A 14273-nucleotide genomic window follows, 5' to 3' on the forward strand; every position below is an offset into this window, starting at 1 on the left:
CATGAAAGGTTCCAGCAGGCTGGCCGCTGAGAACAGTCAGAAAAGGTCTGTCCCGGCCTCAAGCCGGGAACCAATGGTCGTTAAATCGCGCTGAAAACCCTTGGCGGCGCGATCGCGTGCCGCCAGTTGGGCAAACTTGCCAGAGGTCTCAAGAGCCCGAGGCAGACGGTTGCCTACCCCCGTCCGACAAAGGGCATTTTCGTCGCCATCACGGTGAGCGAGAGAACATTGGCATCAAGCGGCAGGGATGCCATGTAGACCACCGCATCGGCGACATGAGCCGGATCGATGGTCGGTTCTATCGCCGTCTCGCCATTGGCCTGGGGAACGCCTTTTTCCATTTTCGCGGTCATGTCGCTTGCGGCATTGCCGATGTCGATCTGGCCGCAGGCAATGTCAAAGGGGCGACCATCTAGGGCCGTCGATTTGGTCAGCCCCGTGATGGCATGTTTGGTGGCCGTATAGGGGGCCGAGAAGGGCCTGGGGGTCGTCGCGGAGATTGAGCCGTTGTTGACGATCCGTCCGCCATGCGGGGTCTGTTTTTTCATCAGCCGGAAGGCTTCCTGGGTGCACAGGAAGGCGCCTGTCAGATTGGCGGCAACAACCGCGCTCCATTCCGCATAGCTGATCTCCTCCAGCGGGACGGCGGAGTTGGATATCCCGGCATTGTTCACCAGGAGATCAAGCCTCCTACATCGGTCCTCGATCACGCGAAACAGCGCCCTTACGGAGGCCGGGTCGCCGACATCCGCGGCAACACCCAAGACGTCTCCACCGGTCTCGGCGGAGATTGCAGCAGCGGCTTCGTCCAGGACAGACTGCCGCCGTCCACTCAGGACAACGTACCAGCCCGCGCGGCTCAATCCTGTCGCCACCGCCTTGCCGACCCCTGTGCCGCCTCCCGTGACCAGCGCGATCCGCGCGGCCGTTTCCCTTGCCTCGTTCAAACCTCTGTCCCTTCGTCTTCCAGATGCATGCGGATGATCTCGTCAAACCCGGCGTCCACCTGAAAGCCAAGTTCTGACGCCCGTTTTGCATCGAAATTCCTCGGCCAGCCCTCGACAATCTTCTGGATCACCGGGTCTGGTTCACGCCGGATCAGCTTCACTGCGGCCTCCCCTGCGATACGCCCAAGCGCCTCGATTTCTTCGGCAACCGTAGCCGACAGGCCCGGCATCGTCAGGCTCCGGCGCGGACCGATGCGGCCCGTTTCCATCCGGGCGGCCTGAAGGAAGAAGCCGACGGCCGCGCGTGGGCTGGCGAACCAGTGGCGCACGTTGTCCGATACCGGCAGCACCGCCTCTTCTCCCTTCAGTGGTTCCCGCAAGATGTTGGAAAAAAAGCCGGATGCCGCCTTGTTGGGGGCACCTGGCCGGATACAGATGGTGGGAAGGCGCAGGCCGATGCCGTCAAAAATGCCCTTGCGGGTGTAATCAGCAAGAAGCAGTTCGGTGATCGCCTTCTGGGTGCCGTAACTGGTCAAAGGCGCTGTCAGAAACTCATCCTCGATCCGGTCGGGAAACGGAGCCCCGAAAACGGCAAGGGACGAGGCAAAGACCAGCCGCGGGCAATAGGGTTCGCGCATGGCCTCGTGCCGGATCGCCTCAAAAAGGTTCCTGCTGCCATCAAGGTTGACGCTATAGCCTTTCTCAAAATCGGCTTCCGCTTCTCCGGACACCACTGCTGCCAGATGAAAGATCAGGTCCGGCCGCCCCCCGATCAGTCGCTCCGCTGTTCCAGGAGCCGCCAGATCAATGGTCAAGGCCTTTGCCCCTTGCAGCCCTTTCGGCACCGAGGGCGCCACGGCATCGGCCAGCGTCAGCTCCCGGATGTCAAAACCCAGCACCCCAGGTTCGGCGGCAATCCGTGCCAGGAGCTTCCGTCCGACCATGCCGGCAGCACCGATGACGAGAACATGCATGAAAGACCTCCCGGAGATTATGGCAAAGCCATGAGACGACCGGGAGAGACTTGCGAAGATTGGCACAAAGAGCAAGCGCATGTGGTTTGCGAAACTGTGAAACGTCTCCTTATCACCGCCCTTTCCTGGCCGGCTTCGCTGAACGCTGCCAATTCCCGCGACGCCAAACTCTTCAAACCGGCCAAGCGTGATCTGAGTCACTTCGCGCCGAGACGATCGCTGTAAAGTGCAAACGCATTAGTTGCACTGTCCGTGATTGCACCACCGGACACAACAGCAGGTTTTGCCATGACCAGCGAAAATTTCAGTCTCAGCGACCATCCGCGGCTTCAAAGCGCTGCCCGAAATGCTCCCCCCATGCGCTGGGGCGAACGCGGGCAGGCCATCGCGATGGTTCAACAGGCCTATGCGACGGCGGGCTTTGCGATGCCCGGCTCCATCCGGACTGACGGCTCAGCGGACGGGATCTTCGGCAAGGAGACCTATTCGGTCACTCGGCACTTTCAGGTGAACCAAAACCTGTCCGTGGACGGCATTGTTGGTCAGCAGACCCTGACCGCTCTCGCCGACATTCTGGGCGGCAACACGCCTGGGGACAGGCCGGTCACGCCAGGGCCGAACGGTCCCGTTCATCCTGTGAAGCCCGGGCCGCATAATCCCGGAGGCCCTCCTATCGTTCCCAAGGGCCCAAAACCTGGTCCCAAACCCGGCAAGCATCCGCAATTCGCAGAGGAGCGAATTGCAAGCGGCTTCGACAACACGGTGGTGCCGCCCTGGCAGATGGTACCGACCGCCATTCAACCGAACAGTTCGGGCGGCGGCGGCGCGATTGTCAGGCTTCTCCATGGCGAAGGTCTGACCGTGACCAGCGACAACAGTCTCATCAAGGTTCATGAAATCCCGAAAAGTTTCCCAGATGGCAGCCGTCATTTCCGCCTCACCAGCGAGGTCGACGGAGCGCGCGCCATGATCTCAGCGCGTAGCGGCACGCATACACTTGCCAGAATGGAGGCGGAAGCAACCAAACCCTATGTGCTGACGGTCGATTTTTACATGGTCAGCGACAAGGTCCGCAAAACCAAACGCCCCGTCAGCGAACTCGCTCAGCTTGTGAAGGACACCAGCAAACTTCTTGCCCAGCAATGCAACATCCACCTGGAGAAAAAGCATGTCTATGCGGAAAAAGTGAACGCCGATCTCGGCGAAGTCATTCTGGTACGGGACATGCAGAAACGGGTCGAGACGCAGGACGTCTACCTGATCTACCAGGCGTGCAAGCACACGGCCGATCTCAGTGTTTTCTGTGTCTGGGAATATGAGATGAACGCGGAGAATGCCGAAAAAGGCGATACGCACACCGGCCTGTGGTCCGGTCAGGGCCGCATCATCATCGAAGACGACTTCGTCACTGCCAAGGTCAACAAGAAGGTCGGCAAGTGGACGCTGATGCACGAGGTCGGTCATGAACTGGGTCTCAAGCACAGGGACAAGACGATCATGGCCGATATCGGCCAGACCATGACGTCCTATCTGCGCAAGACGCAAGTCCACGAAATGTGGAAGCACGCCAAAAAAATGGCCAAGAGCGGCTGATGACGCGCAGTGCAGTTTCAATCTGACGACGAGGAAAGGCAAGAGCATGCAGACGCCAGGCAAGATCCGACTGAAAACCGCCGTTTGCAACGCACCGCCGATCAAACGGGGTGAACGGGGCCCCGGAGTTGTTCTGCTGCAGGACGCCTATGTCGCACTCGGTTACGCGATGCCCGTTTCAACCGGACCCGGCGGTTTCCTGGACGGCATCTTCGGCAAGGAGACCGACGCGGTCACGCGGCATTATCAATCCAGGAACGGTCTTGCGATCGACGGCGATGCCGGCGAGAAAACGATCACCTGTCTGAATACCGAACTCGGCGGCACGTTGCTCGACGACCCCGCTCCCGGTCCGGTCAATCCACCTGATCCGAACGGCCCTATTCCAAACGGGCCGGCGCCCATAGACCCAGGCTCCGGGGGCACTGACCCCAAACGTGTGGTTCCGGTTCATCCCTTTCCAAAGCCGCCTGTCCCCAGGCCGCCGAAGGCAGACCCCGGTCATCCGCGCTTCGTAGCCGGCAAAGCGCTCAACGGCTTTGACGACAGGGGCGGCCTGCCCTGGCAGATGGTTCCGGCGAATGGAAACCGCATCGTTCAACTTATCGGCGGTCAGGATCTGACGGTGACTGCCCTCGACCCAAATGTCACCGTAACGGAGATCCGTCCGCGCGCCATTACCAGAAGTCGCCTCTTTCTCCTCTCAGGCCTGCACGGCTTCACCGGTCTTGAAGACAGGCGGATCGTCGCCCGCAACAGCAAGGGACAGATCCTTGCCCAGCTTGGCGTCGACGTCCTGCGCAATTTCTCCGTCAAGGTGACCTTCCACCTCGTTCAGGACGACCATGGCGGGTCGACCCGCACCGCGGCGGACGTCACGACCAGCCTGGAAACCGCGAACCGCATTCTCTTCGGCCACGCCAACATCCATCTCCAGGTCCATGACATCCGCCGCGTCGACCACATCTTCGGCAAGGCCGTCAATTACATCGAGGCGGGTGAGAAAAAGGATGGCGAAGTGGACGAGTGGGATTATCTCGACACCTACAGGGATCTGACCGCGGATATCAACGTCTTCTTCGTCAACAACATCCTGACCTATGAAGAAGAGGCGCGGAACAAAAAGCTGGTGGCCTACGGCGTCACCAGCGGCACCTCGCCGACCATCCTGATCCGGGATCCGACCAAATACCGCCGCGCCTTCGCCGCCGGTGAAGTCCTGGCCCACGAAATCGGCCACGCTCTCGGCCTCGACCACCCAACGGCCATGCCCCTTCCCATGCCTGGCCATGGCAGCATTGTCGTGCCGGTCGAACCGCATATGGGCCAAATCGTCGGCGGCAAGAACCTGATGATGCCAACGATCAGCCAGGTCGACGCCCAGAACAATGTCATCAAGACCGATTTCACCCTCACGCGCGGCCAGATCCGCCAGATGCACCAGAGAGCAACCGGACTTGGGATCAATGGCGCGCCCGGGCTGTTCAACACGAATGTGGCGTTGCCGGGGTAAGGCCTATTCGGTCGGAAAATGCTCTATCGCACCGCCTGCCGGCGGTGCGATGAAGAGGTTCTTCACAAAGGATGTTATTTCCGGTCAAAGACCTCCCGTCAGGCCGTCGCTCCCCTGTGACGGATTGCGCAGCCGAGGCTGCCGGCAAGCACTCCGACCAGGACCGCGATAGCCAGATCGAAGCTGCCGATATCGCCAAAGCGGAACCCTGCGAAAACAACGGTTTCGAACACCCCGACGAGCCCGCCGAGAATGGCGGCCACCACCCAGTTCCGGGTTGTCATTCCAAGCGCGAGTCCGAGGATCCCCGGCAGGCTGAGCACATTGCCTCCAATGGTTCCGAGCAGATCGAGAATGCCAAGCATGTCATTGCCTTTTCTATAATGGTCTGATGGCTGACGCCCGGCCGGTTTTGCCAGCCGGGCGCTCCTCGCAGGTCTTAGTTCGGCAGGCTGCCGACATAGGATTTCATGGCCGCAACGTCGTCGGTCCGGGGTGTCTGCGGAGCATTTTCAGCCTGCAGTTCCTCGGTAACACGCTTGTATTCCTCCAGATAATTGGGCGGCAATTCATGCGCGATGCCCTGGTGGCAGTCAATGCAGGTCATGTTCTCGTCGATGGCCCGCTGGTGCTCGGAGGCTGCCCGGGCTTCCTGGATGGTGAAATCCATGTAATCGAAGTTGTGACAGTTGCGGCATTCGCGGCTGTCGGAGGCTTTCATCTTCCGCCAGACGAGCGAGGCCATGGCAAGCCGGTGCTCTTCATATTTCTCCGGTGTCGAGATCGTTCCCATGATCTCATGATAGACGTCCTTCACCGCAATAATCTTGGCCTTGACCTTGTGCTGCCATTCATGCGGCACGTGGCAATCGGAGCAGATCGCGCGGACACCGGAATGGTTGTTGTAGTGGATCGTTTCCCGGTATTCGCCGAGATTGGTTTCCATCGTGTGGCAGCCGACGCAGAACTCTTCGGTGTTGGTCAGTTCCATGCTCCAGTTGAACGCCCCCCAGAACAGGATTCCGCCCAGAAAACCGCCAATCGCGATAAAGCCGACACTGAAGGCGGCAACCGGGCTCCAGAAGCCGTTCCAGAGCCTGCGGATCAGGCCGCCCTTCGGCTTTTCATTCGGATCTGACATGATCTCTTCTCTCCTGTTCCCGCGTCAGCGAACCACGTTGGAAGGTTGGAAGTCGTTGCCGACCAGTTCGGGGGCGTTGGCCTGGGGAACATGGCACTGATTGCAGAACCAGCGGGTACCGGCGACCGTGTCGAGCTGGTTGCCATCCCGGTCGAGATAGTGGGTCATGGAAAGCGTCGGGGCGCCACGCTCACCGGCCACGGTCCAGTCATGACAGCTCAGGCACTGGTTGGTGCGTTTGTCCATCTGGTACTGCGACACGGAATGCGGGATCAGCGGCGGCTGCTGGCGGTAATTGCGCGCGATCCGGCCTTCCATCTGCTTGTGAACACTGTCGGCAGGCAGCGACTGATCGATTTCGGCGCCGCGAAGGCTCTGGACGGGGCCGGAAGATTGCGCAATCGCGAGCCCAGCCAGAACTGTCGTGATAGCAAGGGTGGATATTCCCACAAGGACCGGCAGTTTCATGTCAATTCTCCGTTGCTCCGTTCAAGCGGCATATTCAGAAGGCACGTCTGCCGCCGGTTTGGCGGCCTCCCTGACGCGCTGGTCAAATCGGCGGGTGAAAGCGAAAACATCGACGGCGCAGACATCTATGCAGCGGCCGCAATTGGTGCAGTCCGGTGACAGGATCACCGGCGTATCGCCCGGTTTTCCCTTCAGTGCGGGCGAGATCACGTGGTTTTCCGGGCAGACGGCATAGCAGTCCATGCAATCGTCGCAGGCAGCGCGGTTGGCGGCGCTGACGCGCAAGACACTCTTGGAGCCGACAAGGCCGTAAAAGGCGCCAACCGGGCAGATGTGGCTGCACCAGCCGCGCCGGGACACAAGAAGGTCAAACAGGAACACAGCCGCCACGACAACCCAGGCAAAGCCCATACCGAAGATCAGTCCGCGATGCACGATCGTGACCGGGTTGACCAGTTCCCAGGCGATCGTCCCGGTCAGCGCGCTGACGACAAGGACTGACCCCAGGACCCAAAGACGGGCCGATCGCTTCGGTTGCCAGCCTTTCTGCAGGCCGAGCCGGTCATGAAGCCAGTGCGCCGCATCGGTCACCGGATTGATCGGGCAGACCCAGGAACAATAGACCCGCCCGCCGACCAGCGCGTAAACAGCAAGCACGATGATCGCCCCGACGAGCGCGGTCAGTTCCGGCAGGTGTCCGGCGGCAAGGCTCTGCAACAGGACCAGAGGGTCGGTCAGCGGCAAGACGCCAAAGGTGCGCGAGCCGGCGAGTGTCCCGGCCACCCACCAGATGCCGAACCACGGCCCCAGCAGGAACAGACCAAGGAAAAACGCCTGCGAGAAACGGCGCAGCACCAGGTATCGATGCGCACCAAACCAGCCTTTTGCGCGAATGGCTTCGAGCCCGACCGGGAGGTTGGTCCTGGCACTCATTGGCCGCCTCCCGGAACCTTGAAGGCCGGTTCAAATCCGCCGGTGGCATCCGGTGCGCCTCCTGCCGGTGCCGGCATCCGGTCGGGCAGATCGATGATGCCCTCCACCAGCGGTGCGCCCTTGCGTTCCTTTTCCTCCCAACCCTTTCGGTAATGGTCGGCGGAGGAGCCGCGTGCCAAACGGACCGGCAGCACCTTGATGGCCGCCTCCGGCAAGACGCAGCTCTTTTCGCACAGCCCGCAGCCCGTGCACCGATCCGCGTGGACCGTCGGTGCGAAGATGGCGTGTTTGCCCGATCTCGCGTTGTGAGAGGTTTCAAGAGTGATGGCCTCGTCGATCACCGGACAGACCCGGTAACAGACATCGCAGCGCAGTCCGAGGAAGTTGAGACAGTTTTCCTGGTCCACCAGAACGGCCGTGCCCATACGGGCATCGTCTATGAGGTCCAGTTTCGGATCGAGCGCCCCGGTCGGACAGGCGGCGACACAGGGAATGTCGTCGCACATCTCGCAGGGCACCTCGCGGGCCGTGAAATAGGGGGTTCCGGTTGCCGGGCCATCCTCGCCGAGTTCGGCGAGTTTCAGCGTGTCATAAGGACAATCGCGCGCGCACAGGCCGCACCGGATACACGCCGACAGAAAATCGGCCTCCGGCATGGCGCCAGGCGGGCGCAGTGCCTCGGCAGGCAGCGCGCGGGCATCGCGCGCCACATAGGCCAAAAGCGTGCCCGCAACCGCACAGCCACCGGCAACGCGCGCCGTTTCCGTCAGGAAACGGCGGCGGCCGGGAGACTTCAGCTGTGGGCTTGCGGACATGGCTGGCGACCTTCAAAGCACCTTTAGGCGCGTTCGACCTTACAGGCGCATTTCTTGAAGTCTGTTTCCTTCGACAGCGGGCAGGTTGCGTCGAGCGTCAGCTTGTTGATCAGCTGGCTTTCGTCGAACCACGGCACGAAAACAAGACCCTTCGGCGGCTTGTTGCGGCCGCGGGTTTCCACCCGGGTCAGCATCTCGCCCCGTCGCGTCGAGAGCAGGATCTCCTGACCGCGGCGCACATCGCGTGCCCTTGCATCGTCCGGATGCATGTAACAGACAGCCGACGGGTAGGCCCGGTGCAGCTCGGGCACCCGGCGCGTCATCGAACCGGAATGCCAGTGCTCCAGAACACGGCCTGTGCACAGCCACAGATCGAATTCCTCGTCCGGGCTTTCCGCCGCGACCTCAAAAGGCGCGAAGATGATCTTGGCCTTGCCATCCTTGTGACCATAGAACTGAACGCCCTTGCCTTCCTCGACATAGGGGTCATAGCCCTCGCGGAAACGATAGAGCGTTTCCTTGCCGTCCACGACCGGCCAGCGCAGGCCGCGCGCCTGGTGGTAAGTGTCGAAGGACGCCAGGTCGTGCGCATGACCGCGGCCGAAATCGGCATACTCCTCGAACAGGCCCTTCTGGACATAAAAACCGAAATGCTCGGCTTCGTCGTTGTGGAAGCCCTCCGCAGTTTCCGACACGGGATACTTGTCGACAACGCCGTTGGCGAAAAGCACTTCGTAAAGCGTCTTTCCGGCCAGTTCCGGTTTCTTCGCGATCAGTTCCTCGCCCCAGGCTTCTTCGACGGTGAAGCGCTTGGAGAACTCCATGATCTGCCAGACATCGGACTTGGCTTCGCCCGGGGCCTTGACCTGCTGGCGCCAGAACTGGGTGCGGCGTTCCGCATTGCCGTAGGCGCCTTCCTTTTCCACCCACATGGCGGTCGGCAGGATCAGGTCAGCGGCCATGGCCGTCACGGTCGGATAGGGATCGGAGACAACGATGAAGTTTTCCGGATTGCGATAGCCCGGGAACCCTTCCTCGTTCATGTTGGGCGCTGCCTGCATGTTGTTGTTGCACTGAACCCAATAGGCGTTGAGATCGCCGTCCTTCAGCTTGCGGTGCTGCAGGACTGCATGGAAACCGGGCTTCGGCGGTATTGTACCTTCCGGAATGTTCCAGGCGGTCTCGCAGATTTCGCGGTGCTTGTCGTTGGCGACCACCATGTCGGCCGGCAGGCGGTGCGCAAAGGTACCGACTTCACGCGCCGTGCCGCAGGCGGACGGCTGGCCGGTCAGCGAGAAGGGCGAGTTGCCCGGCTCGGAAATCTTGCCCGTCAGAAGGTGTACGTTGTACATCAACCCGTTCACCCAGGACCCGCGGGTATGCTGGTTGAAGCCCATGGTCCAGAGCGACATCACCTTGCGGTTCGGATCGGCATATTGCTGGGCCAGTTTTTCCAGCGCCGCGGCCGGAACGCCGGAGAGTTCGGCCACCTTGTCGACCGTGTATTCGGACACCGCATCCGCATATTCGTCGAAGCTCATCGGCGACAACTTGCCGGAATTCGGATTGGCGGCTTCCTGCTGCAACGGGTTACTGTCCCGAAGGCCATAGCCGATGTCGGTGTCGGTCTTGGTGATGTTCACATGGGCATTCATGAAGTCCCAGTTCACCGCATCATTCTGGATGATGTAGTTGGCGATGTAGTTCAGGATCGCCAGATCGGTCTGTGGCGCGAACACCATGCCGTTATCGGCAAGCTCGAAGGAGCGGTGTTCAAACGTCGACAGGACATGGACTTCACAGCCTGGCTTGGTCAGGCGGGTATCCGTCAGGCGCGACCACAGGATCGGGTGCATCTCGGCCATGTTGGAGCCCCAGAGCACGAAGGTGTCCGCATGCTCCAGATCGTCATAGCAGCCCATCGGTTCGTCAATGCCGAAGGCACGCATGAAGCCGACCACGGCGGAGGCCATGCAGTGACGCGCATTCGGGTCGATGTTGTTGGACCTGAGGCCGGCTTTCATGAACTTGGCGGCGGCATAACCTTCCCAGACCGTCCACTGGCCGGAACCGAACATGCCGACGGAGGTCGGGCCTTTCTTCGCCAGGGCCTCTTTCCATTTCTCGGCCATGATATCGAAAGCTTCGTCCCAGCTCACCGGCTCGAATTCGCCATTCTTGTCGAAGACACCGTTGGACTTGCGCAGAAGCGGCGTGGTCAGGCGGTCCTGGCCATACATGATCTTGGACAGGAAATAGCCCTTGATGCAGTTGAGGCCGCGATTGACCGGTGCGTCGGGGTCGCCCTGCGTGGCGACAACCCGGCCGGCCTTGGTGCCGACCAGAACCGAACAGCCGGTGCCGCAGAAACGGCAGGGCGCCTTGTCCCAGCGAATGTCGGATGTCTGGGCCTGGGCAGCCGCCGGCCCGGTGGCCAGGGGCAAACCGGCAGCCGCCGCCGTGCTGGCAGCAGCCGTGGCTTTCAGGAAATTACGGCGGGATTCCGAGATGGTCATGACGGCTCTCCGGCTTAGGATGACGCGCAACCGGCAGGCTGCGAAAGGTCTTCGAAATGGTGGTAGGTCAGCGTGACGGAAATCACGCCGGGAATCTGGTGCATGGCCATGATCTGATCGGCAGCGGTCGCGGTCGCGGTATCCTCGACAACAACGACAATGCGGCCGTCGTCACCGGCCGCATGCACTTCGGCGCTTTCAATGGCTTCAATGGCGCGACGGACATCGTCCGCGGCCTCCAGAGTTGCGTGAACCAAGCAGCCGCAGATATTCATTATTGTTGGCCTTTTCCGGAAGGAATGTGCTTTTCGAACGAGATGGCACTAGCTGGACACGAGTGTGCGCAAGCGCCGCATCCCGAACATTGATTTAAGTCAATGACAGGATAGGATTTGCCTGCCTTGGCCAGCCGGAACCGGATGGCCTGCGGTTCGCACACATCTTCGCAGGTTCGGCAGGTCACGCCCTGCATGGACAGGCAGCCTTCGCTGACCTCAGCCCGCCAGTCCCAGATATGGGCCGTTTCAGGGTTCAAGGCACCAGATGGACAGGCCTCCACACAGGCAACGCAAAAGGTGCAGGCCCCCTTGTCGAAATCCACAAGCGGGCGTTTGTCCGGTCCGTTGACGAGGATCCCTTCCGGGCAGGCCGACACGCAGTCACCGCATTCGGTACAGACCCGGTCAAAATCGGGAACGGCGCCGGGCGGCCGCATCACGTCGGATTCGGTCGCGCGGAAATTGCCTCTCAGAAAATTTCGACGGCTGGGGTTGGGTGTCGTCACGATGCCTGACCTGCCTGCACAAACTGCAATCACTTGATGCAAAGGTAGGCAGGCTGTCAGGAAAGGTCCTTGCGAAAAATCAAGACACAGTCGTCTTGCTCAGTAAAAGTATCTATTGTGCCGTCCAGCCGCCATCCACTGGGATGGTCACGCCTGTGACATTGTGGGCAACCGGGGCGCAGAGCCACAAGGCCAGGGCGCCGATTTCGGACGGATCGGAAGTGCGTTGCGATGGCTGCTTTTCTTTCAGAAGGTCGGCAATGCCCTTGTCGCGGTCACCGCCGAACAGGGCCGCCCGGGCTTCGACCTGGGGTTCGATGATCGCAGTCTCCGTCCAGCCCGGCGCAATGCAGTTGACCGTCACTCCTCCGGAAGCCTTGGAACCTTCGGCGGCGAACTCAAGGGCGGCCACCTTGCTCATGCCGACAACACCGAATTTGGAAGCAACATAAGGCGCCTTGTTCACCGAAGCGACCAATCCGTGAACCGAGGCAATGTTGATCACACGGCCAAACCCCTTGTCCGCCATTTTCGGCAAGGCCAGCCGCATGGTGTGAAAGACGCCCGAGAGGTTGACCCCGATGATTGCATCCCAGGTCGATGCATCTAGCTCTTTCAGGCTTGCCGTCTTCTGAATGCCGGCATTGTTGACGAGTATATCTGCCCCGCCCCAGGTTTCCACATCCGCCATCATGCGTTCGATTGCCGTGACATCGCGCATGTCAGCGTCAAAAAACCGGGCCTCCGGTGCTCCGGCTTCGCTGATCTCCGCAACAGCCGCATCCGCCTGGTCCCGTGTCGCAAGACCGTGCACGGCGATACGCGCCCCGGCCGCAGCCAGCGCCTTGGCGACCGCCAGACCAATGCCCTGGACAGACCCCGTGACCAGAGCCGATTTTCCGCTGAGATCCGTCATGCCGTTTCCTCCTCCTTGATGTGCTGTCGCAGCTCCGTCTTCAGGATCTTGCCGTAATTGTTCTTCGGCAGGCTGTCGACGAAACGATAAGTCTTGGGCCGCTTGAACCGCGCGATGTTGTCCAGGCAAAGCTGACTGAGTTCGTCTTCCGTCACGCTGTTCCCGCCATGGCAGGCGACAAAGGCGACAACCACCTCCCCCCACTCAAGATCTGGAGTGCCAACGACCGCCACTTCATGCACAGCCGGGTGAGCCAGCAGCACCTCTTCCACTTCGCGCGGGTAGATGTTGGAGCCCCCGGAGATAATGACGTCCTTGGAGCGGTCCTGAAGCGTGACGTAACCGTCTTCGTCCATCCGGCCCATATCGCCCGTCCAGAGCCAGCCGTTCTTGAGCGTTGCGGCAGTGGCGTCCTCGTTGCGCCAATAGCCCTTCATCACCGTCGGGCCCTCAACAACGATCTCGCCAACCTCTCCGCTCGGCAACGCATTACCCTTGTCGTCGACAATTGCGACACGCACCACGGACTGGGCCGTCCCGACGGAATTGAGCCGCTCTCGCCAAAATGGATTGGTCCGGTCGCTGACCTCGTGACGCGCCAGGGTGGTGATGCCCATCGGGCATTCGCCCTGACCGTAGATCTGGACGAAGCGTGAGCCCATCACCTCGACGGCTTCCAGGATATCGGCTTCATACATCGGCCCGCCGGCATAGACGATTGTCCTCAGCCCCTTGCCCGTGCCGCCAGACTGTCTGGCAGCATCGACCAGACGGCGCACCATCGTCGGGGCCGCAAACATGGATATCGAGCCGAGCAGCGGCGCAATCTGCAGGATCTCCTCAGCGTCAAATCCTCCGCTCTTCGGAACCACGTGACGGGACCCCTTCATCACATGCATGAAATTGTAGAGCCCGGCGCCATGGCTCATCGGCGCGGCATAAAGGGCAGCATCCTGCGGCTTGACGTCGTCGACATCGACAAAATAGCTCAAGGCCATCGACGCCAGATTTGAGCAGGTGAGCATCACTCCCTTGGGTTTGCCGGTGGTACCGGAGGTGTAGAAAAGCCAGGCAAGATCACCTTCGGCCAGCGGCACCGGCAGCGCACGGGGCTCGGTCAGCCGCATGGCATCAAATTCAGCACTTTCCAGCGAGACGAGGGTCGTGCTGTCGCCCTTCAGGTGGGCTGACAGAGCGGCGGCTGATTTGCCATCGGCAAAAACAAATCGCGCGCCGGAGTTCTCGATCATCCAGGCGGCTTCACGCGCGTGCAGCTTGGCATTGATCGGAACGGCGGCGGCACCGGCCCACCAGATGCCGTAGAGCGCTTCCAGATACCGCGTGGAATTGGCGGCGAAAAGGGCCACCCGGTCTCCACGGACAAGACCATGACCGGTCAGGGCCGCGCCAATCGCACCGGCACTTCGGGCGAATTCCGCGTAACTCGCCCTGCGCTCCGTTCCTTCCAGAAGAGCTGGTGCGTCCGGGGTCCTGAGCGCTGTTCTCATCAGCCATTCAGCCGGATTCATTGGTCATTCTCCCACCCGTTTCTGCCCCTCTGCGGAGAAACCGCAAGGTTGCAGTTTCCCGTGGCTTCCTTCCCGCGCCGGGCACACCCAACGCGAAGCGGATAGGTCTCATCCTGGAGAGCGCTGAACGCCGCGTTTCGACTG

The 14273-nt window shown here is 61.0% G+C and carries 14 protein-coding genes; 2 read left to right on the top strand and 12 right to left on the bottom strand.

The genetic code is table 11. The annotated features are described in order from the left end of the window. Positions 1-173 precede the first annotated feature (173 nt). Positions 174-947: an SDR family oxidoreductase gene (locus ACO6TG_RS04665; protein ID WP_422377099.1), complete on the bottom strand. Its 774-nt coding sequence runs from the start codon at positions 945-947 to the stop codon at positions 174-176. Next, positions 944-1921: a D-erythronate dehydrogenase gene (gene denD / locus ACO6TG_RS04670; protein ID WP_422377100.1), complete on the bottom strand. Its 978-nt coding sequence runs from the start codon at positions 1919-1921 to the stop codon at positions 944-946. Before denD ends, ACO6TG_RS04665 begins: the two co-directional genes overlap by 4 nt. Positions 1922-2209: 288 nt before the next feature. Between denD and ACO6TG_RS04675 the strand changes: the two genes are divergently transcribed. Both ACO6TG_RS04675 and ACO6TG_RS04680 read left to right on the top strand, forming a co-directional pair. After that, complete coding sequence (locus ACO6TG_RS04675) at positions 2210-3514, top strand: peptidoglycan-binding protein (RefSeq protein WP_422377101.1); 1305 nt, start codon at positions 2210-2212, stop codon at positions 3512-3514. A gap of 46 nt (positions 3515-3560) precedes the next feature. Beyond that, entirely contained in the window at positions 3561-5027 is a 1467-nt protein-coding gene (locus ACO6TG_RS04680) for a peptidoglycan-binding protein (RefSeq protein WP_422377102.1), read from the top strand. A 98-nt stretch (positions 5028-5125) separates the two neighbouring features. On the opposite strand, the gene ACO6TG_RS04685 is transcribed toward ACO6TG_RS04680, so the two are convergent. The 10 genes from ACO6TG_RS04685 to ACO6TG_RS04730 form a co-directional block, all read right to left on the bottom strand. Continuing rightward, on the bottom strand, positions 5126-5392 hold the full coding sequence (locus tag ACO6TG_RS04685; protein ID WP_422377103.1) for a hypothetical protein: 267 nt from the start codon (positions 5390-5392) through the stop codon (positions 5126-5128). 74 nt (positions 5393-5466) lie between these two features. Next, entirely contained in the window at positions 5467-6168 is a 702-nt protein-coding gene (locus ACO6TG_RS04690; RefSeq protein ID WP_422377104.1) for a NapC/NirT family cytochrome c, read from the bottom strand. Between the two features lie 24 nt (positions 6169-6192). Further along, positions 6193-6636, bottom strand: a complete 444-nt coding sequence (locus ACO6TG_RS04695; RefSeq protein ID WP_422377105.1) for a nitrate reductase cytochrome c-type subunit — start codon at positions 6634-6636, stop codon at positions 6193-6195. 21 nt (positions 6637-6657) lie between these two features. Then, on the bottom strand, positions 6658-7569 hold the full coding sequence (gene napH, locus ACO6TG_RS04700; RefSeq protein WP_422377106.1) for a quinol dehydrogenase ferredoxin subunit NapH: 912 nt from the start codon (positions 7567-7569) through the stop codon (positions 6658-6660). Next, positions 7566-8384: a ferredoxin-type protein NapG gene (napG, locus tag ACO6TG_RS04705; RefSeq protein ID WP_422377107.1), complete on the bottom strand. Its 819-nt coding sequence runs from the start codon at positions 8382-8384 to the stop codon at positions 7566-7568. Before napG ends, napH begins: the two co-directional genes overlap by 4 nt. A gap of 23 nt (positions 8385-8407) precedes the next feature. Further along, positions 8408-10900 carry a nitrate reductase catalytic subunit NapA gene (napA, locus tag ACO6TG_RS04710; RefSeq protein WP_422377108.1) on the bottom strand — a complete coding sequence of 831 codons (2493 nt, stop codon included), beginning with the start codon at positions 10898-10900 and terminating at the stop codon, positions 8408-8410. 14 nt (positions 10901-10914) lie between these two features. After that, positions 10915-11157 carry a chaperone NapD gene (locus tag ACO6TG_RS04715; RefSeq protein WP_422377109.1) on the bottom strand — a complete coding sequence of 81 codons (243 nt, stop codon included), beginning with the start codon at positions 11155-11157 and terminating at the stop codon, positions 10915-10917. 17 nt (positions 11158-11174) lie between these two features. Further along, positions 11175-11615 carry a ferredoxin-type protein NapF gene (napF, locus tag ACO6TG_RS04720; RefSeq protein ID WP_422378839.1) on the bottom strand — a complete coding sequence of 147 codons (441 nt, stop codon included), beginning with the start codon at positions 11613-11615 and terminating at the stop codon, positions 11175-11177. A gap of 181 nt (positions 11616-11796) precedes the next feature. Beyond that, positions 11797-12600, bottom strand: a complete 804-nt coding sequence (locus ACO6TG_RS04725; protein WP_422377110.1) for an SDR family NAD(P)-dependent oxidoreductase — start codon at positions 12598-12600, stop codon at positions 11797-11799. Beyond that, positions 12597-14129, bottom strand: a complete 1533-nt coding sequence (locus ACO6TG_RS04730) for a class I adenylate-forming enzyme family protein (protein WP_422377111.1) — start codon at positions 14127-14129, stop codon at positions 12597-12599. Before ACO6TG_RS04730 ends, ACO6TG_RS04725 begins: the two co-directional genes overlap by 4 nt. Positions 14130-14273 lie beyond the last annotated feature (144 nt).

Source organism: Roseibium sp., from assembly GCF_965233565.1.
Classification (GTDB): Bacteria; Pseudomonadota; Alphaproteobacteria; order Rhizobiales; family Stappiaceae; genus Roseibium.

What these genes read in the sequence shown, in the direction of transcription:
- denD (WP_422377100.1), bottom strand. Translation starts at nt 1,921, where the DNA reads ATGCATGTTCTCGTCATCGGTGCTGCCGGCATGGTCGGACGGAAGCTC.
- ACO6TG_RS04675 (WP_422377101.1), top strand. Translation starts at nt 2,210, where the DNA reads ATGACCAGCGAAAATTTCAGTCTCAGCGACCATCCGCGGCTTCAAAGC.
- ACO6TG_RS04680 (WP_422377102.1), top strand. Translation starts at nt 3,561, where the DNA reads ATGCAGACGCCAGGCAAGATCCGACTGAAAACCGCCGTTTGCAACGCA.
- ACO6TG_RS04685 (WP_422377103.1), bottom strand. Translation starts at nt 5,392, where the DNA reads ATGCTTGGCATTCTCGATCTGCTCGGAACCATTGGAGGCAATGTGCTC.
- ACO6TG_RS04690 (WP_422377104.1), bottom strand. Translation starts at nt 6,168, where the DNA reads ATGTCAGATCCGAATGAAAAGCCGAAGGGCGGCCTGATCCGCAGGCTC.
- ACO6TG_RS04695 (WP_422377105.1), bottom strand. Translation starts at nt 6,636, where the DNA reads ATGAAACTGCCGGTCCTTGTGGGAATATCCACCCTTGCTATCACGACA.
- napH (WP_422377106.1), bottom strand. Translation starts at nt 7,569, where the DNA reads ATGAGTGCCAGGACCAACCTCCCGGTCGGGCTCGAAGCCATTCGCGCA.
- napG (WP_422377107.1), bottom strand. Translation starts at nt 8,384, where the DNA reads ATGTCCGCAAGCCCACAGCTGAAGTCTCCCGGCCGCCGCCGTTTCCTG.
- napA (WP_422377108.1), bottom strand. Translation starts at nt 10,900, where the DNA reads ATGACCATCTCGGAATCCCGCCGTAATTTCCTGAAAGCCACGGCTGCT.
- napF (WP_422378839.1), bottom strand. Translation starts at nt 11,615, where the DNA reads ATGCGGCCGCCCGGCGCCGTTCCCGATTTTGACCGGGTCTGTACCGAA.
- ACO6TG_RS04725 (WP_422377110.1), bottom strand. Translation starts at nt 12,600, where the DNA reads ATGACGGATCTCAGCGGAAAATCGGCTCTGGTCACGGGGTCTGTCCAG.
- ACO6TG_RS04730 (WP_422377111.1), bottom strand. Translation starts at nt 14,129, where the DNA reads ATGAATCCGGCTGAATGGCTGATGAGAACAGCGCTCAGGACCCCGGAC.